This window comes from Hymenobacter daeguensis (genome assembly GCF_054780555.1).
In genome coordinates this window covers 196,774-218,772 of record NZ_BAAGWC010000003.1, presented here as the reverse complement: position 1 = coordinate 218,772, position 21,999 = coordinate 196,774, and the positions used below count along the sequence as shown (strand labels likewise).

Sequence of the window (21,999 nt, the reverse complement as noted above, 5' to 3'; positions counted from 1 at the left end):
GTGCGCCGGAGCTCAGCGGGACGGTGCTGCTGCTGCCCGAACGGGCGCGGCCAGCAGCAGCAGCAATATCCCCAGCAGCGAAACCGGCATCAGAAAATACACGAAGCGCAGGGCCACCGGGTTGCCCAGCGCCAGCGCAAGGCCATTGAGCGGCAGCAGCAGCGGGAGCAGCAACGCCAGCAGCAGCCACTGCTGGCGCCGCCGCAGCCGGGGGCCGAACGCGACCAGCGGCAGCAGCAGCACGGCATCGTAATACAGGTGATAGGTGGTGAGCAGGGTGAGCACACTGGCCAGCATAAAAATATACCAGCCGGCAAGCCGGCTGCCCGGCTGCCGCAGCCCAACCAGCCGCAGCAGGGTAGAAACCCACAGCGCCGCATGCAGCCACAGGTGCCAGGGCCAGCTGCTGGGCTGCAGCCATTCCAGCACGTTGCCCAGCTCCAGCCGCAGGGTCATGCCCTGGGTGAGGGGGTAGTCGGGGTCGGCGGGGTCGAAGGATTGGGCGCGCACCTGGGCCAGCAGGTGCTGGTAGGCAGGCAGCAGCTCGTGCGGAAACGCCGCCCAGCTCCATGCCACGGCGCTCAGCAGGGCCACCACGCCCGCCGCCACCAGCAGCGGCAGCCACTGCTTTTGCCACACAAACCACACCGCAAACGGCAGCAGCAGCGTCACCTTATACGCCGCCAGGCCCAGCAGCAAGCCCGCCAGCAGCTGCCGCGAAAGCCGGCGCTCCGCCTGCTGGCCCACGGCCAGCGCCCCCACGCCCAGCGCCAGCGCCGCAAACGTGGGCTGGCCCGTGAGCAAGGCCGGCACGGTGCCTTTCAGCGCCACCGCCGCCAGCAGAAACTGCCACCACGGCACGGAAAGCCCGTCTGGGTTGGGCAGCACCTTCGCCCACAGCCACGCCAGCAGCCCCAGGCTCAGCAGTGCCAAGCCGTACCACAGCGGCCACGCCACGGCATACGGCAGCTGGCCTATGCTCAGGCCAAACAGCGCCGCCGCCCACGGCGGGTACAGAAACGGCAGGTTGGGCAGGCCGGGCTGGGTGCGGCTTGGCAGCTTTTCGGCTTGCACGGTGCGCTGCCAGCCGGCTTTCAGCGTGGCATCCTCGTAGGGGTTCCCGCCCTGGCGCAGCACGGCCTGGCCCACGTAGCAGGTGCGGAAATCCATGGGCCGGTCGGCATCGGGGCGAGGCTCCCGCACCAGGCGGCTGAGGTTGAAGAGGGCGACGAGCGCCAGAAAAAGCAGGAAGAAACGCGGCACGGCCGCAAAGTAGCGCGAACTTTTAGTTCGCGTCCCGGCGCCATTGGGGCATCGTTTGGGTTTCCGTTGTGGACGCGAACTAAAAGTTCGCGCTACTTCGAAGCCAACTGCGCCGACTCCAGTGCCTCGTGGTGCTTTTCGAAATAAGCATAGCCCGGCATCAGCCCCCGCCAAAAGGCCTTGTGCGGGCTGCGGGCGTGCCTGGCCAGCTCGGCGTCCGTCATCGGAAACGGGAAAATGTGCACGGGAATGGTGCTTTGCCCACTGGCCCGCGCCATCACGGCCAGCAGGTACACTTCCTCGATGCCGGCATCGGTGATGGGCAGGCAGCCGATGCTGGCCGCGCCGCCGTGGATGAAAATGTCGCCGCCGGGGTTGGGCTCGCCCAGGGCCAGGTCGGCGGCGTTGGGGTAGTTGAGGCCCAGCGAGAGGTGGAAATTGCTCTTGGGGTTGAAGCGGTCGATTTCGTAGAAGCCTTCCGGCACCTGGTAGTCGCCGGCCCGGCGCTTGGGCCCGAGGCTGCCCGACGTGGCCGCCAGCGGGTAGGCGCGGAGCAGCTCAAACGGTCCGCCGCCCTGGTTGCGGGCCCACACCTCCACTTCGGCCCGGGTTTTAATCATGCGAATGAAGATTTCCAGCCGCCTGGGGTCGAGGTAGTGGGTGCGGAGGCGGTTGGCCACCACCGGGCCGGTAGCGGCCTCGGCCGCCCGCACGCGCGGAAACCGGCGCTGCTGCTGCCAGAACGCCGCCCCGCTCGTATCGGCTGACGGAGCACAGCCCTGGGCCAGCAGCTGGCAAACGGGCAACAGAAACAGGACGCAGCACGACAACCGACGCAGCATAAGCAACAACCAGCATGATGAGGAATGCAGCTACAACGGCATTCAGGAATTTCTATTTTGTGCTGCCGATAAAATTGTTGTCGGGCCAGGGGTAACGTCCGGATAATGGCCGCTGCGCGGTTGCAGGGCTACCTTCGTAGTGGCGGGCGAACGGTTGTTTCGTCCGGCCCTTGCCTATGTGCTTCGCAATCAGTTTCCGTCGTTTTGCGCCCGTGCTGCCGCTGCTGGCGCTGCTGGGCTGCTCCGGCAACCCCAGCACCAGGGCCACGCCCGACGCCCCCGGCGTGCTGCCCGGCCCCATTGCCGGCACCGCCCAAACCCAGCTTTCCAACGGCTGGAAGCTCAGCCCCGCCGGCACCGCCACCCCGCTGGGCGACTTCCCCCTCAACCTGCAAATCAGCCCCGACGGCCGCCTGGCCGCCGTGGTGAATGCCGGCTGGGGCGAAAACTCCGTGCAGCTGCTCGACGCCGCCACCGGCCAGGTGCTCGATACCCGCGTGGTGCCGGCGGCCTGGGCCGGCCTCGCTTTCGCGCCCGATGGCCGCACCCTCTATACTTCGGGCGGGCAGCACAACCGCATTCACAGCTTCCGGGTGGAGGGGCAAAAGCTGCGCCCCGACAGCGCCTTCGTGCTGGGCGTGAAGTGGCCGAAGCAGAAAATCGGCGTGGCCGGCCTGGCCGTGGACGGCCCGCGCCAGCAGCTCTACGCCGTGACGCGCGAAGACAACTCGCTCTACACCTGCGACCTGAAAACCCACCGCATCCTGCGCACGCTCCGGCTGCCGGCCGAAGCCTACGGCGTGGTGCTCAGCCCCGATGGAAGCCGCCTCTACATCAGCCTGTGGGGCGGGCACGCGGTGGCGGTGGTCGATGCGGACAAGCAGCAGCTCTTGCCGGGCATCACCGTCGAAAGCCACCCCAACGAGCTGGTGCTGAGCCGCGACGGCCGCCGCCTCTTCGTGGCCAATGCCAACAGCAACTCGGTATCGGTCATCGATACCCGCGCCGGGCAAGTCATCGAAACGCTCAATACGGCCCTGTTCCCGGCCTCGCCCGCCGGCAGCACCCCCGATGGCCTGGCCCTCAGCGCCGACGAAGCCCGGCTCTACATTGCCAACGCCGACAACAACTGCCTGGCCGTGTTCGACGTGCGCGAGCCGCGGGCGAGCAAGCCGCTGGGCTTCGTGCCCACCGGCTGGTACCCCACGGCGGTGCGCGTGGCCGGCAGCCAGCTGCTGGTGCTCAATGGCAAAGGCAGCACTTCCAAGCCCAACCCCAACGGCCCCAACCCCGTGCGCGACGACGGCGAAAAAGGCGCGGGCTACATCGGCGGGCTGCTGACGGGCTCGCTCTCGCGCCTGCCCGTGCCCGACGACAAGGCCCTGGCCACGTTCTCGGCCCAGGTGTACGCCAACACGCCCTTCACCAAAAACCGCGAAGCCAGCCCCGACGTGCCGGCCGGCAGCCCCGTGCCGCAGCGGGTGGGGGAGAAGTCGCCCATCAGGCACGTGTTCTACATCATCAAGGAAAACCGCACCTACGACCAGGTGCTCGGCGACCTGCCCGCCGGCAACGGCGATGCCCGCCTCTGCCTGTTTCCTGAGAAGGTGACGCCCAACCACCACGCCCTCACGCGAGAGTTTGTGCTGCTCGATAATTTCTATGTGGATGCCGAGGTGAGCGCCGACGGCCACAACTGGAGCACCGCCGCCTACGCCAACGACTACGTGGAAAAAAGCTGGCCCAGCAACTACAGCGGCCGGGGCGGCGAGTACGATTTTGAGGGCAAGCGGGGCGAAGTGGCCGAGCCCAAAGACGGCTTCCTGTGGGACTACTGCCGCCGCGCCGGCCGCAGCTACCGCTCCTACGGCGAGTTTGTGTACAAGGGCAAAGCCAGCCTGCCGGCCATTGAGGGCCACTTTTGCCAGGCCTACGCCGGCTTCGACCTGCAGGTGAAGGACGTGGACCGCGAGAAAATCTGGGAGCAGGATTTCGACCGCCTCGTGGCCGCCGGCCAGCTGCCCGACCTCAGCATCATCCGCCTGCCCAACGACCACACCTACGGCGCCCGCAAAGGCGAGCTCAGCCCGCTGAGCTACGCCGCCGACAACGACCTGGCCCTGGGCCGGCTCATTGAGCACCTCTCGCACAGCCCGGTCTGGAAAGAATCGGTGGTGATGATAGTGGAGGACGACGCCCAGAATGGCCCCGACCACATCGACGCGCACCGCTCCACGGCCTACCTGGTGGGGCCCTACATCCGGCGCAATGCCGTGGTGCACACGGCCTACACCACGTCGGGCATGCTGCGCACGCTGGAGCTCATCCTCGGCCTGCCGCCCATGAGCCAGTACGATGCCGCCGCCCCGCCGCTCTGGGCCTGCTTCACGGCCACGCCCAACTTCAAGCCCTACACCCTGCGCCCCGCCACCACGCCGCAGGACGTGCGCAATACCGCCTTCAACGCCCCCGCCCGCCGCGCCCTCAAGTTTGATATGAGCCGCGAAGACGCCGCGCCCGACTTGGCTTTCAACGAAAACATCTGGCAGGCCATCCGCGGCGAGCACAGCGTTATGCCCGCACCGCGCCGCGCCGCTTTTCTGCGCGAAGCGAAGACGGAGCGCGAAGAGGATGAAGAGGAGGGCGACGACGATTGAACGACAAACTCCCCTCCTTACCAAGGAGGGGACATTTTCACGAAGTGAAAATTGGGGCGGTTGCGGGCGTTGAACGAAGCTCGAACGAAACCCTGACGAAGCTGTTCAACGCCACAACCACCCCCGTTTCAGCTAAAGCTGAAACATCCCCTCCTTACCAAGGAGGAGAGTTTGCCCGCCCATATTGCCCACCCGCCATGCAGCTAAAGCCCCTTTTTACTTTCCTCACGGCCCTCGCCAAAAACAACGACCGGCCCTGGTTCCAGGAGCGCAAAGCCACCTACGACCAGCTGCGCAAGCAGTTTGAGGAAGATGCCGAGTTCTGGTTTCAGGAGCTGAAGAAGCTCGACCCCGCCATTGCCGGGCCGCTGGGCCGCAAAAGCATCTTCCGCATCTACCGCGACGTGCGCTTCAGCAACAACAAGGACCCGTATAAAACGCACTTCTCGGCCTACTTCACGGCCAGCGGCAAGGACATTGAAACGCCCGGCTACTACGTCCAGATTGGCCCGAACGGCAGCACGCTCATCGGCGGCGGCCTGTATATGCCCGACAAGACCCAGCTGGCCGCCATCCGCCAGGAAATCGACTACAATGCCGACCACCTGAAAGCCATTCTGGCCGCGCCCGACTTCCAGCGCTACTTCGGCGGCATGGGCGGCGAGAAGCTCAAAAAATCGCCTGCCGCCTACTCCATCGACCACCCCGAAATTGAGCTGCTCAAGCACAAGTCTTTCATCGCCTCGCACCAGCTGACCGATGCCGACGTGCTGAGCCACGAAGATTTCCGCGCGCACGTAGTCAACGTGTTTCGGGCCATGGTGCCGTTCAGCCAGTTTCTGCGCGGGGCGCTGGAGGCGTAGCGTGGGCTGGCGAGGGCGCGCTACCTCACCACTTCAGCACTTCCTGCTCGTGGCCGGCGCGGAACAGGGCGCTCTGCTTCTTGCCGTTGGCCTCGATGTTGACGATGTTCATCTGGTCGGGAAAGGCATCGAGCAGCATGGCCTGGCGCAGCCTGATGCCGGGCACCGGGCCGGGCAGCGTCGCTTTGCAATAGAACCAGTAGCCGTCGTTTTCGGCCTGCATGCCCAGCAGCTGCAAGGGCAGTCTGGCCCCGGCCAGGGTGCTGATTTGCAGCGTGCGCTGGAAATAGGCATCGGCCGTCACCAGCGGGCGCGGGCCGGCTTCGGTCAGGCTCACGGGCCTGGGCTGGCCCTGCGAGATGGCGCGCTCAAAGTCATCGGTGAAGACCTTGACCGATAATTCCAGCTGCTTTTTGGCCGCGTTGTAGCGCAGCTCCGTGATGGTGGAGTGGTAGGCGTGCAGCGCCGGCCCGGCCCCAATTAGCGGCAGCAATAGCAGGAGTGTGGCAAAAGCAGCAAGCAGGCGCATAAGAGCTGAAAAATGAAAGGCGAAAAAAGCAGAACGTCATGCTGAGCGGAGCCGAAGCATCTCGCGTGCCATAGTAAACCAATCGGTTGAATTACTACCACAAGCGAGATGCTTCGGCTCCGCTCAGCATGACGTTTTCTGCCGGCTCAGCAGTACGGTCAGCCTTAAAACAGCTTCATCACCTGCTTGATGACGATGACGTAGGCCATCAGGGCCAGAATGAGCACCGTGCCCACGCGCTGCGCGCCTTCCAGGAAGGCATCCGAAGGCTTGCGGCGCATAATCATCTCGTAGAGCAGAAACACGACGTGGCCGCCATCCAGCGCCGGCACGGGCAGCAGGTTCATAAACGCCAGCACCATGCTCAGAATGCCGGCCAGGCTCCAGAAGTGCTGCCAGTCCCAGGTGCTGCCAAACTGCTGCGCAATCTCGACCGGGCCGCCCAGGTTTTTGGCCGAGGCCTTGCCGGTGAAGATTTTGCCGAAAGCGCGGGCCTGCACCCACACAATGGAGAAGGCTTTTTTGGTGCCCACCGGCAGCGCCTCGGCCAGCGAGTAGTGGCGGGTGCCAAACGTGAGCGTCGATTTCCGCTCAAAACCGATGTGGCCATCCGAATCCACGGCCACGCTCAGGGGCAGGGGCTGGCCGGCGCGCTCCACGTCGAGGACAACGGTTTTGCCCTTGTTGGCCAGCAGGGCGCCCTGCAGCTCATCGAAGAACTGCACCGGCCGCCCGGCTACGGTCTTGATGACATCGCCCACCTGCAGGCCGGCTTTGGCGGCGTTGCCGCCGGGCGTCACGCGCTCCACGGCAAAGGGCTCGCGGGGGCGCAGCAGCACGCTGTCTTCGGTTTGCTTGCTGGAAAGGTCGAGGAAGTTGGCGGGCAGCTTCACGTCGGCCAGCTGGCCGTTGCGCTCCACCGTGAAGTAAGTATTGTCGCCGAGCAATACCTCGGGCTTGTAGATTTCGTCGAACTCGGTGAAGGGCCGGCCGTTGATTTTCACCACCTTGTCGCCGGCCTGGAAACCCACCTGACGGGCCAAGCCATTGGGCAGCACGCCGTATTTCACCGCCGAAGCCGGCAGGTAGGTTTCGCCGTAGTGGGCCGTCATCACCGTAAAAATGACGATGCCGAGAATGACGTTCATGATGATGCCGCCTAGCATCACCAGCAGGCGCTGCCAGGCGGGCTTGCCCCGGAACTCGTCGGGCTGCGGCGGGCCGGCCAGGGCCGAGGCGTCCTGCGTCTCGTCAATCATGCCGTGAATCTGCACGTAGCCGCCCAGCGGAAACCAGCCAATGCCGTATTCCGTCTCGCCGATTTTCTTCTTGACCAGCGCGAAATTCAGCACGCTGGGCATCGGAAACAGGAAGTCGAAGAAGATGTAGAACTTATCGACCCGAATTTTAAAGAGCTTGGCGAAGGCAAAATGGCCAAATTCGTGCAAGCCAACCAGAATGGAGAGGGCCAGCACCAGCTGGCCAATCATGGTGAGAATATCCAAGGGAGGAACTAAGGTTGGGGGTAAAAGGCGGTCATGCTGAGCGAAGTCGAAGCATCTCTACCGCGCAAGAAATTTATTTACTACTGCAGCAGAGATGCTTCGGCTTCGCTCAGCATGACCGCCACAATAAAAGCGATGACAATAATTTTTAGAAAAGCGTTGCTGCCACGCGGCGCGTTTCGGCATCGGTGGCCACCAGGTCGGCCAGCAATGGCTCTGCAAGGTACGATACCCGCGTCAGGCACTCGGCCACCACGTCCGACATTTGGCGGAAGCCCACCTGCTCCCGCAAAAATGCGGCCACGGCAATCTCATTGGCCGCGTTGAGCACGCAGGGAGCGTTGCCGCCCCGCCGCATGGCCCCAAAGGCCAGCTCCAGGTTGGGAAAGGCCACCCGGTCGGGCGCTTCGAAGGTAAGCGTGGGGTAGTCGAGAAACGAGAAGCGCGGGAAGGCATTGGCCAGGCGCTGCGGGTAGCCGAGGGCATACTGAATGGGCAGCTTCATGTCGGGCAGGCCCAGCTGGGCCTTCAGCGAGCCGTCCTCGAACTGCACCAGCGAGTGCACGATGCTTTGCGGGTGTACCACCACATCAATCTGCTCATTGGTCAATCCGAACAGCCACTTGGCCTCAATCACCTCCAGGCCCTTGTTCATGAGCGAGGCCGAGTCGATGGTGATTTTGGCGCCCATGTCCCAGTTGGGGTGCTTCAGGGCCTGGGCCTTGGTCACGGCCTCCATCTCGCGGGCCGAGCGGCCCCGAAACGGCCCGCCCGAAGCGGTGAGAATAATCTTCTCCACCGGGTTCTGCTCCTCGCCCACCAAGCACTGGAAAATGGCCGAGTGCTCCGAATCGACGGGCAGCAGGCGCACGCTGTGCTTTTTAATCAGGCCGGTAATCAGCTCGCCGGCCACCACCAGCGTTTCCTTGTTGGCCAGGGCAATGTCCTTGCCCGCCCGGATGGCGGCCACCGTGGGCAGCAGCCCGGCATAGCCCACCAGCGCGGTGAGCACCATGTCGATTTCGGGCCGCGTCACCACGTCGGCCAGGGCGGCCGGGCCGGCCATTACCTCGGTTTCGGGCTGGCTGGCGAGGGCGGCCTTCAGGGGCTCATAAAAGGCTTCATCGCCGATAACCACCACGGCGGGCCGGAATTCCCGGGCCTGCTGCGCCAGCAGCTCCCATTGCCGCTGGGCGCTCAGCACCGCCACGCCGAAACGGCCGGGCTGCTGCCGCACCACCTCCAGCGCCTGCGTGCCAATGGAGCCCGTAGCTCCGAGCAGCGCCAGCGTTTTTACTTCTTTCTTTTCAAGCATAAAGCGACAAACACAAAAACGGCGTAAAAGTACACCGCCCCCGCCCGCTACACCCGCCTGAGGGCGGCGGCCACAAACTGGTCGATGACGGCCACGATGGCGCCGGCCTCCTGCGCCACGGCGGGCGTCAGCTCCACGGGCTCGCCCGCCGGCGCGGTGCGCGCCACCAAAGCGGTGAGGCGGGCCAGCTGGGCCCCCACGGCCCGGTACACCGGCTCCCAGAGCACGGCGGTGGCTTCGGCGTGCGCCCCCAGCGTGCGGCGCAGCTCCAGCAGCTGCATCACCAGGCCGGCCAGCCTGGCCAGCAGCGCGCGCTCGGCGGCAGCGAACGAGCGGGAGCTGCCGTTGTAGAGGCACAGCGAGCCCAGGTTGAAGCCGTCGGCGGTGCGCAGGTTGTGGCCGGCGTAGAAGTTCAGGCCCAGCTGCTGCAGCAGTGAGATATCGACCCCGGGGGCGCTGGCCTCGCTGAGGTTTTCAAACACGGCCGTATCGTCCTGCAGAATGGTGGCCGAGCAGATGCTCTGATTGCGCGGCACTCGCTCCACGGCTACGGGCAGGTTGTAGGGCGCTTTCACCAGCACCTCGTCTTTTTCGATGATGGACAGCATGGCGTTGGACACGCCAAACAGGCGGGCCGTGGCGGCCACCACCTCATCCAGCACTTTTTCGCTGCGGGCATCCAGCAGCTGGTAGCCTTCGAGCGCGCGCAGGCGGTCGGCATCGTTGGCCGGAATCAGGGAAGTAGGAATTTCAGTCAAAATCAAAAGGGCGGGGCAGCCGGTAAGGCCAGGCTGCGGGCTCCGGTATGTACACCCGGCGGGCCCGAAGAGTTGCCTGCGGGCCTAGGCGCGCCGCAAAGTAGCCGCCACAAACTGGTCGAGGCTGGCCACGATGGCGCTGGCCTCGCGGGCCCCGGCAGGGGAGAGCTGGCGCAGCACCGCAGTGGGGGCGGCCTTTTCGGCCAGTGCCGTCAGCTGCGTCAGCTGTTCGCTCATGGCCTTGTAGATGGCACCCCACAGCATAGCCGTAAGGCCCGAATGAGGCCCCAGCGTGCGGCGCAGCTCCAGCAGATGCATTACCAGGCCGGCCAGCTGGCCCAGCAGCTCCCGCTCGGCGGGAGTGAACTGGCGGGGCAGGCCATCGAACAGGCACAGGGTGCCAATGTTGTGCCCATCGGCGGTGCGCAGGTTGTGGCCGGCGTAGAAATGCAGCCCCAGCTGCAGAATAAGCGAGATGTCAACACCCGGCGCGCAGTTTTTCTCAATGTCCTCGAACACCACCGCGTCGTTTTGCAGGATGGTGGCCGAACAAATGCTTTGGTTGCGGGGTATGCGTTCAATATCAACGCCTTCGGGCAGGTTGTGGGGGGCTTTCACCAGCACCTGGCTTTCCTCCACAATGGACAGCATGGCGTTGGACACCCGAAACAAGCGGGCCGTGGCGGCCACCACGTCGTCAAGAATTTTCTCGCGGCGGGCATCCAGCAGCTGGTAGCGTTCGAGGGCGCGCAGGCGGGCCGGGTCGTTGGCCGGAATCAGGAGGTGCGGTAGGGAGGTCAAGGCGAGGGTGGTTAAAGCGACGGATAAACAAATCTGGTCGGGGGGACAGCGCGGCCGCAGGCCGGCGTCGTCCCAGAATGGGAAAAGAAAAGTTCGCTAAAAAAAAGGAGCACCAATCGTTACTTTTTCGGGGACAGGGAATATTTTCTCTTGTTTTATTGCTGATGGAAAAGTGGCTTTTTCCGAACGACTCCCAACGAGCAGGCCCGGCGGTAGGAAATGACGTGGATGGAAGCCGCCATGCGGCGGCCACACTAAAATATAAGCATAATCAGTCCAATTGGTTGCTGCCTGAAAGGCCGGAAAGAAGCTGCTGCGCAGCACAGGACCCCGTCGTGCGGATGGCCTTCCCATTTTGAAACTGCGCGCGCCGTGTTTGCCGCTGGCTATGTGCGGAGGCCGCTACCTTTGGGCCATGTCAGCTGCTGCTATTTCCTACGATGTGGCCATTGTTGGGGCCGGCCCGGCCGGCACGGCCTGCGCCCTGGCCCTGCGCCACAGCGGCCTGCGCGTGGCGCTGCTGGACAAGGCGCAATTCCCGCGCGACAAAGTGTGCGGCGATGCCATTCCCGGCCACGCCCTCAAGGCCCTGCGCCAGCTCGACCCCGCCTTTGCCGACGGCCTCTGGCAGCTCCGGCCGCTCGATGCCGTGCGCCAGTCGCGCCTCGTGGCCCCAAACGGCGACAGCCTCTGGATGCGCTGGAAGCTGCCCAGCTTCAACAGCCCCCGCGCCACCTTCGATGCCGCGCTGCTGGCCCTGGTGCGCCAGCATTCGCCCACCGAAATCCTGGAAAATACCGGCCTCAAAGCCCTGCAAATCGAAGCGGGCCACGTCCGGCTGACGACTACCGGGGGCGAAGAAATTACCTGCCGGCTGGTCATCGGCTGCGACGGGGCCAACTCCGTGGTGCGCCGGCAGCTGCTGCCCGCCCCGCTCGACCGCGCCCACCACTGCGCCGGCGTGCGGGCCTATTTCGAAAACATCAAAGGAGCCGAGGCGGGCCTCACCGAATACTTTTTCACCAAAGACTACCTGCAGGGCTACCTCTGGATTTTTCCCGTCGGCCCGGGCCTGTACAACGTGGGCCTGGGCATGCTCTCCGAAACCGTGGCCCGGCACAAAGTCGATTTGAAGCAGGTGCTGCCCGAATTGCTGGCCCGGCATCCGGCGCTGGCCGGCCGCTTCGATGAGGCGCGGCAGCTGGGCAGTATTCAGGGCTTTGGGCTGCCGCTGGGCGGCGGGCGCACCGTGCCCATGAGCGGCCGGCGCTTCCTGCTGTGCGGCGACGCCGCTTCGCTCATCGACCCCATTCAGGGCCACGGCATCGACACGGCCATGCAGAGCGGCATTCTCGCTGCCGCGCAGGCCGTGGCAGCGTTTGAAAAGCAGGATTTCAGCGCGGAGCTTCTGCGGCAATACGACGCGCAGGTGGCCCACAAAATCAGCCGCAAGCTGGCCAAAAGCTACCGCCTGATGCGCTTTCTCAGCAACAAGCCGTGGCTGGTGAATGCGGGCGTGCGCCTGGCCCGCGTGCCGGGCCTGAAGCCCTGGGTGCAGAAGGCAATAGGGTAGGAGACAGTTGTTTATCAAAAACTCCGGACAGACAATGGCTTTCAGCGACATCGAATACCGGGAAGTGCCGCCGCCGGCCGCGCTGGCGGCTTTTGTCGAAAGCTTCTGGATGCTGGTCAACCACGCGGAAACGGCGCAGCCCATGGTGCTCATTCCCGATGGCCGCATTGATGTATTCTTTTCCCACTCCGCCACCCAGCCCTACCAGGTGACGCTGCGCGGGCTCGACACGCAGCCCAGCGCGCAGGTGGTGCCGCCGCGCCGGCCGGTGTTTGCCATCAGCTGGAAGCTGCTGGCCGTGGAGTACCTGCTGCCGGTGCGGGTGGCCAGCCTGCGGGAAAGCGGCTGCCCGCTGGCCGCCGATTTTCTGGGGATGAGCGCCGCCGACCTGCTCGATTTCGATGGCTTTTGTGCCAAGGCCTCGGCGCGCATTGAGGCGCTGCTGCCCGGTGAAGTCGATGCCCGCAAGCGCAGGCTCTTCGACCTGCTTTACGCCGCCAATGGAGCCCTCACGGTAGCGGCACTGGCCGCAGCGGCTGGCTGGAGCAGCCGGCAAATCAACCGGTATTTCACCAGCCGGTTTGGCCTTTCGCTGAAGGCGTATGGCACCATTCTGCGGTTTCGGGCCGCGCTGCCCCAACTCAAAGCCGGCCGGCTTTTCCCCGAAGAAAACTTCACCGACCAGGCCCATTTCATTCGGGAAATCAGGAAATACGCGGGCGTGGTGCCCAAAGTGCTGGCCCGCAATCAGGACGACCGATTTATACAATTATCCGCTTTGCCGAAGAAATAATTTTGCGCTGAATCTTACTTATTCAGCCAAATATGTTGCTTCAAAACAAACAGATAGCCATTGTGGGCGGTGGCCCCGGCGGCCTCACGCTGGCCCGCCTGCTCCAGCAGAACGGAGCCTCCGTAGCGGTGTATGAGCGCGACCTCAGCCGCCGGGTGCGCGTGCAGGGCGCCACCCTCGACCTGCACCACGAATCGGGCCTGGCCGCCCTGCGCGCGGCGGGCCTGCTCGACGAGTTCAGGGCCCGCTACCGCCCCGGGGCCGACCGGCTGCGCCTGACCGACCGGCACGCCACCGTGGTGCTCGACCAGCACGAAGAAGACCAGGCCGATACGTTCGGGGACGCCTCGTTCCGGCCCGAAATCGACCGTGGCCCGCTACGCGAACTCCTGCTGGATTCTCTGCAGCCCGGCACGGTGGTGTGGGACCGCCACTTGCGGGCGGTGCAGCCGGCGGCCGATGGCTGGCAGCTGGAATTTCACAACGGCACCACGGCCCGGGCCGATATCCTCATCGGGGCCGATGGGGCAAATTCCAAAGTCCGCCCGCTGCTCACGCCCATCCGGCCGTTCTACGCGGGCGTGACGGTGGTGGAGGGCACCGTGTACGACTCGGCACAACACGCGCCCCGCCTCCAAGCCCTGATGCAGGGCGGGAAAATCTTTGCCATGGATGACTCGAAAACCCTGATTGTGAGCTCAAAGGGCGATGGAAGTCTGGCTTTCTATACCGGCTGCAAAACCGCCGAAACCTGGGCCCGCGACAGCGGCATCGATTTCTCGAACGCCGCCGAAGTGCTGGCCTGGTTCCGACAGGAGTTTGCGGGCTGGGACGACTGCTGGCAGGAGCTGTTTGCCAGCGAGACGACGCACTGCGTGCCCCGCCCGCAATACTGCATGCCCCTCGACCAAACCTGGCCCGCCCGGCCCAGCCTCACCCTGCTCGGCGACGCCGCCCACCTCATGCCGCCCTACGCCGGCGAGGGCGTGAACATGGCCATGCTCGACGCGCTGGAGCTGAGCAACTGCCTGACCAGCGGCCAGTTCCCGGATGTGCAGGCCGCCATCGCGCACTACGAGAAGCACATGCGCCAACGCGCCTCGGCCGTAGCCGCCGAAACCCTGGAGCAGACGGAAACGCTGCATTCGCCGGGGGCGCTGGCGCACTTGGTGGGCCTGTTTAGCGGCGGCGAAACCGCCCGATAGCGGAGCCGCGCTGCAGTGATTTCGCAACTTTAACGCGGTTTTAATTCCTGTTTTCAGCGACTTCTTTTTGCCGACACGTACAAGCAGCTGGTTCAATGATTTCTAAACCTGCTTCTTATGCGCTTCTTCCTTTCGCCCCAAACCATGCCAGCCCGCTTTCCGCGCCTTCTTCGGCTGACTGCACTATCCGTTGGGCTCCTGGGCCTGCTGCCCGGCTGCTCCAAAGACGATGAGCCCGCTGCTCCTGCCGCCGCCAACCCCAGCCGCATCAGCGTGCCGCAGGCCGGCATCTTCCCCGAAGGCATTCAGTGGGACGAGGCCAATAAGCGCTTTTACGTGAGCTCGCGCGCCAAAGGCACCGTGGGCACCGTGCGCGACGACAGCACCTACGCCGAGTTCGGCCGGGATTCCCGGCTGATTTCCACCATCGGCCTCAACCTTGATGCCTCCCGCGCGCGCCTGCTGGCCGCCGTGTCCGACAACAACTTCAACCCCGGCGTGCAGAACCAGGCCACCTACCGCAAGCTGGCGGCCCTGGCCATCTTCAACGCCGGCACCGGCGCGCTGAGCAATTTCGTTGATTTGGGTGGCCTGCGCCCCGCGGGCATGCACTTCGCCAACGACATTGCCGTGGACGCGGCCGGCAACGCCTACATTACCGACAGCATGTCGCCCATCATCTACAAAGTTGATTTGCAGGGCAATGCCACGGTTTTTCTGGAAAATGCGCAGCTCAGCGGCGGCACCGGCTTCGGGCTGAATGGCATCGTGTACCATCCCGATGGCTACCTGCTCACGGCCAAAACCAGCGACGGCACCCTGTATAAAGTGCCCATCAGCAACCCGGCCGGCTTCACCACGGTGAGTAAAACCCAAAGCCTGGTAGGCGCCGACGGCCTGCTCCTTGCTGACAATAACACCCTGCTCGTGGTGTCCGGCAGCCAGAGCACCGTGTTCCGCATGACCACCGCCGATGCCTGGGCCAGCACCATAAGCACCGGTAGCTTCGCTACGGGCACCACCAGCGCCACCACCATCACCCGGCGCGGCGCCGATGCCTACGTGCTGTACCCGCTCGGTGCCACGGCCCCGCGGTTCCGGATTGTGAAGGTGACGTTCTGAGTGCCGGACCTCCCCTTCGGCCCCTCTCCAAAAGAGAGAGGCCGGGGGGGGAGGTTTTCCGGCTGCGTCGCCATGCCGTCCGTACCTTTGCGGGACGTGTTATCCTCCTTCCCCTTCATTCGCTTCCAACTCACTCCACCCTGAGAACAGGCCCGAAACCTTCGCGCCGCCGCTTCCCCGCCGGGAGCGTGCGGCTTTTCTTTTGCCTTTTTCTCAGTGATTTATGTTTGCCGTTTCTTCTTATTTAGCGCAGTACAAGCGCGACCCTAAAAACGAAATTCTTGCCGGCCTCACCACCGCGCTGGCCCTGGTGCCCGAGGTGGTGGCCTTCGCGCTGCTGGCCCACATCAGTCCGCTGGTGGGCATTGGGTCGGCGTTTGTTATCTGCCTTATCACGAGTGTATTCGGCGGCCGGCCGGGCATGATTTCGGGCGCGGCCGGCTCGGTAGCGGTGGTTATCGTTGCCTTGGTCGAGCAGCACGGGCCCGAATACCTGTTCCTGGCTGTGGCGCTGATGGGGCTGATTCAGGTGGCCATTGGCTTGCTCAAGCTGGGCAAGTTCATCCGGCTGGTGCCGCAGCCGGTGGTGTACGGCTTCGTGAATGGCCTGGCCGTCATCATTTTCATGGCGCAGCTGGAGCAGTTCAAGGTGCGCGACGCGGCCGGGGCCGAGCACTGGCTCACCGGCAATGCGCTGCTGCTGATGGCGGGGCTGGTGGCCCTCACCATGGCCATTGTGTACCTGCTGCCGCGCCTCACGAAGGCGGTGCCGGCTTCGCTGGTGGCCATTGTCGTCACGTCGGCACTGGTGATTTTCGGCGGGCTCCAAACCAAGGCGGTGGGCGATATTGCCTCCATCGCGGGCGGGCTGCCCACGCTGCACCTGCCGCAGGTGCCGCTGAGCTGGGCCACGCTGGCGCTGGTGCTGCCCTACGCCTTCATCATGGCGCTGGTGGGCCTCACCGAAAGCCTGCTCACCCTCACCGTGGTGGATGAAATGACCGATACCCGCGGCCACGGCAACCAGGACTGCGTGGCCCAGGGCCTGGCCAACATTGCTTCCGGCCTGACGGGCGGCATGGGCGGCTGCGCCATGATTGGCCAGACGATGGTCAACCTCGAATCCAGGGGGCGCGGGCGGCTGTCGGGCGTGGTGGCGGCGGTGGCGCTGGCCTTGTTCGTGGTGGTGGGCGCGCCGGTGATTGAGCGGCTGCCGCTGGCCGCGCTGGTGGGCGTGATGTTTATGGTGGTCATCGGCACGTTTGAGTGGGCCAGCTTGCGTATCCTGCGCCGCATGCCCCGCACCGACGTGGGGGTGATGCTGCTCGTGACGTTCGTCACGGCCATTTCGCAAAACCTGGCGCTGGCCGTGCTGCTGGGCGTCATCGTGTCGGCGCTGGCCTTTGCTTGGGAAAATGCCAAGCGCATCCGTGCCCGCCACCACCTCGACGCGGCCGGCGCCAAGCACTACGAAATCTACGGCCCGCTCTTCTTCGGTTCGGTGCAGGCCTTTGGCGAGAAGTTCGACGTGGCCACCGACCCGGCCGAAGTCATCATCGACTTCCGCGAAAGCCGCGTGGCCGACATGTCCGCCATCGACGCCCTCCACAAGCTGACCGAGCGCTACCACCGCGCCGGCAAAACCCTGCACCTGCGCCACCTCAGCCCCGATTGCCGCCAGCTGCTCAGCAACGCTGGGGCGCTTATTGATGTGAACGTGGAGGAAGACCCGCTGTACACCGTGGTGGGGGCGGAGCGGGCGGGTTGGGTTAATGAATAACTGGCGCGAGTTTAGCGCAGCGTAATTCGTGCCGGCTATCTGGGCGGGTCTGCACCTCGCAACAGAACGATGCCATAGGCTTAGCTTAGTGGCGCAACTCGTGCCTGTTCAAGAGAATTAAATCGAGGTATGGTCTATTCTTTTACAAGCAATAAAACCGCCGTGTTATGGGGCTATTTGATTTTTTGAAAAAGAAAGAACCTGATATCCTCCCAGAAAAGAAGGAATCTAGCGTGATGGTGCCCAAGCTTTGTCAAAGCGAAACGCCAGCTGAGGTTCTAGAGATGATAGCCAAGGTTAATTGGGCAGAGTTCGGCACTGCTTATGGCAATGCAGAGTATTCGGTTCCTATTTACCTGAAGAATATTTTCTGCACTGATGAAAGCGTGGCCTTATTGGCAGCCCATCAATTATGGTGCTCCATATGTCACCAAGGTGTTAATATGGCTGACGCGGCGTTGCCTTCTTACGAGATATTAAAAACAGGCCTAGTCACACTTAGTGGAAATTTAAAAATAGAGATACTAGATATTTTTACGGGTTTCGCTTTATGTATGAGTAAGGAATATATTACTTACCCAAACGAATTATCGGCTTGGGAGAAACAGGTTCAGCACAAATTAATGAGAGATAGAAGCTTATTCAATTCACTCATAGATAATCATAATGAAGCTATATCAGCTAGTGCAAAGCTGATTTGCGAATATTTAGACAATCAAAAAACATAGGAGATGGCAGCCCATTTTCAATAGCCTCAAAAACTCTACGCAAACATCCCCACCACATTCTTGCTCGGCAGCGCGGTCTTGCCGGTCAGCAGCAAATCCACTTGCCGGGCGGCTTCGCGGCCTTCCGAGATGGCTCAGATAACCAGCGACTGGCCGCGGCGCATGTCGCCAACCACGAAGACGTTGGGCTGATTATTTGTTTCGCAGCATCTATTTGACAGCCCGATTCTCCACGCTTAGCGCAGTGAATAGCTGTTAGGGTCTTTATTTCCTCCTTTCAAATGCTTGAACTGGTTTGAAAATAGCCCCTAGATGTCGTCCAGACCCGGCAAGGCTAATAGCTCAGCCGCGCGACGTGCTACGGCTCTGACACTAGCGACATCTGAGCCGGTAATGGTCAGGTGGCCCATCTTGCGGCCGGCGCGTGCGTCCAGCTTACCATACAGGTGCAAGTGCACGCCCGGCAAACTCAACACAGAGTACCAGGCCGGCTCCCGCAGCTGGCCGTCGGCGTCGAACCACACGTCGCCCAGCAGGTTGAGCATGATGGCCGGCGAATGCTGGCGGGGCTGCGGCAAGGGCAAGCTCGCCATGGCATGCACCTGTAGGTCAAATTGCGACGCGTCACAAGCGTCGATGGTATAGTGGCCGCTGTTGTGCGGGCGCGGGGCCATCTCGTTGACTACCAGGCCGCCGTGGTCGCTGCCGTCGTCCACCACAAAAAACTCGACGCACAGCACCCCTACATAGCCGAGATGGTGCGCGATGGCAATGGCCGCGTCGCGGGCCCTATCGGCCAGGGCTAAGGGCATGTTGCCTTCGTAGGCGTGGGTCACGGCCAAAATACCCCCGACGTGCACGTTGCGCTGCGGGGCGAAGCTGACCACCTGCCCGTTCCAGCCGCGTGCCACCAGCACCGAGCACTCGGCAGTTAGCGGCAGCATCTTTTCCAGCACGCAGGCCACGCCGCCGAGCTCCGCCCAGGCGGCGACCAACTCCGCAGTGGTCTTAACGCGGACCTGGCCCTTGCCGTCGTAGCCCATGCGCGCGGTTTTCAGAATGCCGGGCAGCAAATCCGCCCGGTCGTCCAGTACGGCCTGCAACTGGGCCGGCGTTTCCAGCACCGCATAGGGCGCGCAGGACACCCCCGAGACTTCTGCACAGGCGGTGAAATGCGCTTTTTCCTCGATTCGGTCTTGGGCAATGCCCACCACCGCCGCGCCCGGCGCCACGGGGCGAGTCTGCGCCAGTGTTTGCAGGGCCTGGGCCGGCACGTTTTCAAACTCGGTGGTGATGGCCTGGCACAGGGCCGCCAGCTTTGCCAGTCCGGTCGGGTCGTCGTAGCTGGTCTGGATGTGGTGGTGGCTCACCAGCCCGGCGGGGCTTTGCGCGTCGGGCTCCAGCACGGCGGTGAAGTAACCCAAGCGTTGGGCGGCGTGCACAAACATCCGGCCTAGCTGGCCGCCGCCCATCACGCCCAGCGTGGCCCGCTGGCCAGCGGCATCTACACTGCCCGGAAAAATGGGTGCCATGGGTGCAACGTGACTGGCGGTGCTCATATGGGCAGCGTCATGGCGCGAGCGGCTTCGGTTTGTTGGGCGCGAAACGCCTGCAGCTTGGTGGCCAAGTCCGGGTTGTGCAGGGCCAGCAGGCTGACTGCAAAAAGCGCGGCATTGGCTGCCCCGGCGGTGCCAATCGCAAACGTGGCTACTGGTATGCCTTTGGGCATCTGCACAATGCTGTGCAGCGAGTCTACCCCTTGCAAATGGCGACTAGCCACCGGCACCCCCAGCACGGGCACCGTGGTTTTGGCGGCCAGCATGCCCGGCAGGTGGGCGGCCCCGCCCGCGCCGGCAATGATGGCCTGCAAGCCGCGTGGGCCGGCTTGCTCCGCGTAGGCAAACAAGTCGTCGGGCATGCGGTGGGCCGATACGACACGCGCTTCGTGGGCCACGCCAAAGTCCGTGAGAATCTGCACGGCATGCTGCATGGTGTCCCAGTCGCTGCTGGAGCCCATGACAACGCCAATTAGTGGCTTATCGGGCGCGGCGCCGGGGGCGTCGGATGTGGAAGGGGGCGTCATGGGGAGCCTTGTCGTAAAGGGCGGAGCAGCCCTGGGTGGTCGAAAAACGGGGTTTTAGCAGCATGAACCTGGGTTTTGTTCCGCATTCATGCAGTCAGCTGCTGGGCTGAGCATTGTCCCATCAGGGAAACGGAAATCCGCTTCCCTGGCCACAAATTTACTATTGCCGCTCAGGCGGCATTCTAAAATTTGCTGCGAATGCCGAAAAAAGCCTCGACCCAGTTGAATCCCCTGCGCTGGAAAAGTGGTGTAGGGCCGAATAAGCGAGCTGCGGAGGTGTAGAAGCTGTTTAGAAAGTCTGATTTGCTTACACGTCTGTCATCCTGAGCGCAGCGAAGGACCTTATCACGTCAGAACAACGCCTATTCTGACATGGTAAGGTCCTTCGCTGCGCTCAGGATGACAACGATTTTGTTTTTCTAAACAGCTTCATAATCTGCTATTAAAAGGAGATAATAGCGTAATTGAAGTCGTGAAGGCCAGTAAAGCGGCAGGGGCCAGGTACGCTTCCTCCAAAGCCGCTCTGATACCGGTTTTGTAGGCATTTACGCGAACATCCCCACCGCATTCTTGCTCGGTAGCGCGGTCTTGCCGGTCAGCAGCAAATCGACTTGCCGGGCGGCCTCGCGGCCTTCCGAGATGGCCCAGACGACCAGCGACTGGCCGCGGCGCATGTCGCCGGCCACGAAGACGTTGGGCTGGTTCGTGACGAAGGTTTTGTCGTCGGCCAGCACGTTGCCGCGCGGGTCGAGGTCGATTTCCAGCTCGTTCAGCAGGCCCTCCACGCGGGGGCCGGTGAAGCCCAGGGCCAGCAGCACGCGCTGGCAGGGGATTTCGCGGTCGGAATCGGGCACCTCCTCGAAGCGGATGCGGCGGCCCATAACGTCGGTTTCCCAGGTCACGTCGCTCACGCGCAGGGCCCGGAGCCGGCCGGCCTCATCGGCCAGAAACGCTTTGGTGTTGATTCCCCAGTAGCGCTGGCAGCCTTCTTCGTGCGAGGTGCTGCTGCGGAAAATGTGCGGCTCCAGCGGCCAGGGCGTGTGGGCGGGACGCTCGGCGCCGGGCTGGTGCATGAGGGCAAACTGCGTGACGGACCGCGCCCGCTGGCGGTTGGCCGTGCCCACGCAGTCGGAGCCCGTGTCGCCACTGCCGATAACCACCACGTCCTCGCCTTCTACCCAGATTTCATCGTCCTCGATGCCCATTTCGCTCACCCGGCGGTTGTGCTGGGTGAGGTAGTCCATGGCGAAGTGGATGCCCGGCAGCTCGCGGCCGGGAATAGCAAGGTCGCGCGGCACGCTGGCCCCGCCGGCCAGCACCACGGCGTGGAAGTCGCGGGTGAGCTGGGCAAAGGACACATCGCGGCCGATTTCGGTGTTGCAGCGGAAGCTGATGCCGTCTTCTTTCAGCAAGTCGATGCGGCGGTCGATGACCCACTTATCGAGCTTGAAATCGGGGATGCCGTAGCGAAGCAGGCCGCCGGGCCGGTCGTCTCGCTCGAATACCGTGACAGTGTGGCCGGCCTTGGCCAGTTGCGCCGCCGCCGCCAGTCCCGCCGGGCCCGAGCCCACCACGGCCACCGTTTTACCCGATTTCAGGACCGGCGCCGTGGGCTGCACGTAGCCTTTGGCGAAGGCAATTTCAATAATGTGCTTCTCAATTTCCTCAATGGCCACCGGGCTGCTGTGGATGCTGAGCACGCACGCCGCCTCGCACGGTGCGGGGCAGATGCGGCCGGTGAACTCCGGGAAGTTGTTGGTGGCGCTGAGAATCTGGTAGGCGTCTTCCCATTTTTCCTCGCGCACAGCGTCGTTGAATTCGGGGATGATGTTGCCCAGTGGGCAGCCCGAGTGGCAGAACGGAATGCCGCAATCCATGCAGCGGGCCGCCTGCTGGGTGAGCTGCCCTTCAGAATAAGTGCCGACGAATTCGCGGTTGTGGGCCACGCGCTCCTGCGGCGCGGCCTTGGGCGGCAGCTCGCGGGCGAATTCTTTGAAACCGGTGGGGTTGGGCATTGGATTGATATTTATTTGGCTGGCAGCTGGCGCGCGTCTCCGACGCGTGCCGACTGGTTTCGAGCCTCTGGCTCGGGCATTGAACGACAATGTTGAAGGTTGTTCTGGCGGCTTTGTGGGCAGCGAGCCAGAGGCTCGAAACCAGTCGGCACGCGTCGGAGACGCGC

19 protein-coding genes are annotated in these 21,999 nt (G+C 63.6%); 8 read left to right on the top strand and 11 right to left on the bottom strand.

From position 1 onward, the window contains the following. Positions 1-12: 12 nt before the first annotated feature. The gene (locus tag ACYVHT_RS07055) at positions 13-1,263 is read right to left on the bottom strand and encodes a glycosyltransferase family 87 protein (protein WP_460549417.1); all 1,251 of its coding nucleotides are present in this window, start codon (positions 1,261-1,263) and stop codon (positions 13-15) included. 92 nt (positions 1,264-1,355) lie between these two features. Then, entirely contained in the window at positions 1,356-2,105 is a 750-nt protein-coding gene (locus tag ACYVHT_RS07050; RefSeq protein WP_460549415.1) for a L,D-transpeptidase family protein, read from the bottom strand. A gap of 176 nt (positions 2,106-2,281) precedes the next feature. On the opposite strand from ACYVHT_RS07050, the gene ACYVHT_RS07045 reads away from it, so the two are divergent. Together ACYVHT_RS07045 and ACYVHT_RS07040 are read left to right on the top strand one after the other, a co-directional pair. Beyond that, positions 2,282-4,762 carry an alkaline phosphatase family protein gene (locus tag ACYVHT_RS07045; RefSeq protein WP_460549413.1) on the top strand — a complete coding sequence of 827 codons (2,481 nt, stop codon included), beginning with the start codon at positions 2,282-2,284 and terminating at the stop codon, positions 4,760-4,762. Between the two features lie 197 nt (positions 4,763-4,959). Then, entirely contained in the window at positions 4,960-5,625 is a 666-nt protein-coding gene (locus ACYVHT_RS07040; protein WP_460549411.1) for a DUF2461 domain-containing protein, read from the top strand. A gap of 25 nt (positions 5,626-5,650) precedes the next feature. Here ACYVHT_RS07040 and ACYVHT_RS07035 read toward each other — a convergent pair whose 3' ends face one another. The 6 genes from ACYVHT_RS07035 to ACYVHT_RS07010 all read right to left on the bottom strand — a co-directional run bounded on the left by ACYVHT_RS07035 (position 5,651) and on the right by ACYVHT_RS07010 (position 10,857). Beyond that, on the bottom strand, positions 5,651-6,154 hold the full coding sequence (locus ACYVHT_RS07035) for a DUF6702 family protein (protein ID WP_460549409.1): 504 nt from the start codon (positions 6,152-6,154) through the stop codon (positions 5,651-5,653). 164 nt (positions 6,155-6,318) lie between these two features. Continuing rightward, the gene (gene rseP / locus ACYVHT_RS07030) at positions 6,319-7,659 is read right to left on the bottom strand and encodes a M50 family metallopeptidase (RefSeq protein ID WP_460549407.1); all 1,341 of its coding nucleotides are present in this window, start codon (positions 7,657-7,659) and stop codon (positions 6,319-6,321) included. Positions 7,660-7,807: 148 nt separating this feature from the next. Beyond that, positions 7,808-8,974, bottom strand: a complete 1,167-nt coding sequence (locus tag ACYVHT_RS07025) for a 1-deoxy-D-xylulose-5-phosphate reductoisomerase (protein WP_460549405.1) — start codon at positions 8,972-8,974, stop codon at positions 7,808-7,810. Positions 8,975-9,021: 47 nt separating this feature from the next. Further along, on the bottom strand, positions 9,022-9,732 hold the full coding sequence (locus tag ACYVHT_RS07020) for a GAF domain-containing protein (RefSeq protein WP_460549403.1): 711 nt from the start codon (positions 9,730-9,732) through the stop codon (positions 9,022-9,024). An 84-nt stretch (positions 9,733-9,816) separates the two neighbouring features. Further along, positions 9,817-10,533, bottom strand: a complete 717-nt coding sequence (locus tag ACYVHT_RS07015; RefSeq protein ID WP_460549401.1) for a GAF domain-containing protein — start codon at positions 10,531-10,533, stop codon at positions 9,817-9,819. A gap of 96 nt (positions 10,534-10,629) precedes the next feature. Then, complete coding sequence (locus ACYVHT_RS07010; protein ID WP_460549399.1) at positions 10,630-10,857, bottom strand: hypothetical protein; 228 nt, start codon at positions 10,855-10,857, stop codon at positions 10,630-10,632. A gap of 91 nt (positions 10,858-10,948) precedes the next feature. On the opposite strand from ACYVHT_RS07010, the gene ACYVHT_RS07005 reads away from it, so the two are divergent. The 6 genes from ACYVHT_RS07005 to ACYVHT_RS06980 all read left to right on the top strand — a co-directional run bounded on the left by ACYVHT_RS07005 (position 10,949) and on the right by ACYVHT_RS06980 (position 17,734). Continuing rightward, the gene (locus ACYVHT_RS07005) at positions 10,949-12,106 is read left to right on the top strand and encodes a geranylgeranyl reductase family protein (RefSeq protein WP_460549397.1); all 1,158 of its coding nucleotides are present in this window, start codon (positions 10,949-10,951) and stop codon (positions 12,104-12,106) included. A 34-nt stretch (positions 12,107-12,140) separates the two neighbouring features. Next, positions 12,141-12,899 (top strand): DUF6597 domain-containing transcriptional factor, encoded by a 759-nt coding sequence (locus tag ACYVHT_RS07000; protein ID WP_460549394.1) that lies wholly within the window; start codon positions 12,141-12,143, stop codon positions 12,897-12,899. Positions 12,900-12,931: 32 nt separating this feature from the next. Continuing rightward, the gene (locus ACYVHT_RS06995; RefSeq protein WP_460549392.1) at positions 12,932-14,104 is read left to right on the top strand and encodes an FAD-dependent oxidoreductase; all 1,173 of its coding nucleotides are present in this window, start codon (positions 12,932-12,934) and stop codon (positions 14,102-14,104) included. Positions 14,105-14,221: 117 nt separating this feature from the next. Then, the gene (locus tag ACYVHT_RS06990; RefSeq protein ID WP_460549390.1) at positions 14,222-15,226 is read left to right on the top strand and encodes an SMP-30/gluconolactonase/LRE family protein; all 1,005 of its coding nucleotides are present in this window, start codon (positions 14,222-14,224) and stop codon (positions 15,224-15,226) included. 223 nt (positions 15,227-15,449) lie between these two features. Further along, positions 15,450-17,006 carry a SulP family inorganic anion transporter gene (locus tag ACYVHT_RS06985; protein WP_460549387.1) on the top strand — a complete coding sequence of 519 codons (1,557 nt, stop codon included), beginning with the start codon at positions 15,450-15,452 and terminating at the stop codon, positions 17,004-17,006. Between the two features lie 185 nt (positions 17,007-17,191). After that, positions 17,192-17,734: a hypothetical protein gene (locus ACYVHT_RS06980; protein WP_460549386.1), complete on the top strand. Its 543-nt coding sequence runs from the start codon at positions 17,192-17,194 to the stop codon at positions 17,732-17,734. A gap of 308 nt (positions 17,735-18,042) precedes the next feature. On the opposite strand, the gene ACYVHT_RS06975 is transcribed toward ACYVHT_RS06980, so the two are convergent. The 3 genes from ACYVHT_RS06975 to ACYVHT_RS06965 all read right to left on the bottom strand — a co-directional run bounded on the left by ACYVHT_RS06975 (position 18,043) and on the right by ACYVHT_RS06965 (position 21,832). Then, on the bottom strand, positions 18,043-19,266 hold the full coding sequence (locus tag ACYVHT_RS06975) for a 5-(carboxyamino)imidazole ribonucleotide synthase (RefSeq protein WP_460549384.1): 1,224 nt from the start codon (positions 19,264-19,266) through the stop codon (positions 18,043-18,045). Between the two features lie 23 nt (positions 19,267-19,289). Continuing rightward, positions 19,290-19,817: a 5-(carboxyamino)imidazole ribonucleotide mutase gene (purE, locus tag ACYVHT_RS06970; protein WP_460549382.1), complete on the bottom strand. Its 528-nt coding sequence runs from the start codon at positions 19,815-19,817 to the stop codon at positions 19,290-19,292. A gap of 545 nt (positions 19,818-20,362) precedes the next feature. After that, a complete protein-coding gene (locus tag ACYVHT_RS06965) occupies positions 20,363-21,832 on the bottom strand; it encodes a glutamate synthase subunit beta (RefSeq protein WP_460549380.1) in 1,470 nt (489 codons plus the stop codon). Positions 21,833-21,999 lie beyond the last annotated feature (167 nt).

Bases quoted from the DNA above. Each gene is read 5' to 3' on its own strand.
- ACYVHT_RS07050 (WP_460549415.1), bottom strand. From the start codon at position 2,105: ATGCTGCGTCGGTTGTCGTGCTGCGTCCTGTTTCTGTTGCCCGTTTGC.
- ACYVHT_RS07045 (WP_460549413.1), top strand. From the start codon at position 2,282: ATGTGCTTCGCAATCAGTTTCCGTCGTTTTGCGCCCGTGCTGCCGCTG.
- ACYVHT_RS07040 (WP_460549411.1), top strand. From the start codon at position 4,960: ATGCAGCTAAAGCCCCTTTTTACTTTCCTCACGGCCCTCGCCAAAAAC.
- ACYVHT_RS07035 (WP_460549409.1), bottom strand. From the start codon at position 6,154: ATGCGCCTGCTTGCTGCTTTTGCCACACTCCTGCTATTGCTGCCGCTA.
- ACYVHT_RS07025 (WP_460549405.1), bottom strand. From the start codon at position 8,974: ATGCTTGAAAAGAAAGAAGTAAAAACGCTGGCGCTGCTCGGAGCTACG.
- ACYVHT_RS07005 (WP_460549397.1), top strand. From the start codon at position 10,949: ATGTCAGCTGCTGCTATTTCCTACGATGTGGCCATTGTTGGGGCCGGC.
- ACYVHT_RS07000 (WP_460549394.1), top strand. From the start codon at position 12,141: ATGGCTTTCAGCGACATCGAATACCGGGAAGTGCCGCCGCCGGCCGCG.
- ACYVHT_RS06995 (WP_460549392.1), top strand. From the start codon at position 12,932: ATGTTGCTTCAAAACAAACAGATAGCCATTGTGGGCGGTGGCCCCGGC.
- ACYVHT_RS06990 (WP_460549390.1), top strand. From the start codon at position 14,222: ATGCGCTTCTTCCTTTCGCCCCAAACCATGCCAGCCCGCTTTCCGCGC.
- ACYVHT_RS06985 (WP_460549387.1), top strand. From the start codon at position 15,450: ATGTTTGCCGTTTCTTCTTATTTAGCGCAGTACAAGCGCGACCCTAAA.
- ACYVHT_RS06975 (WP_460549384.1), bottom strand. From the start codon at position 19,266: ATGGCACCCATTTTTCCGGGCAGTGTAGATGCCGCTGGCCAGCGGGCC.
- purE (WP_460549382.1), bottom strand. From the start codon at position 19,817: ATGACGCCCCCTTCCACATCCGACGCCCCCGGCGCCGCGCCCGATAAG.
- ACYVHT_RS06965 (WP_460549380.1), bottom strand. From the start codon at position 21,832: ATGCCCAACCCCACCGGTTTCAAAGAATTCGCCCGCGAGCTGCCGCCC.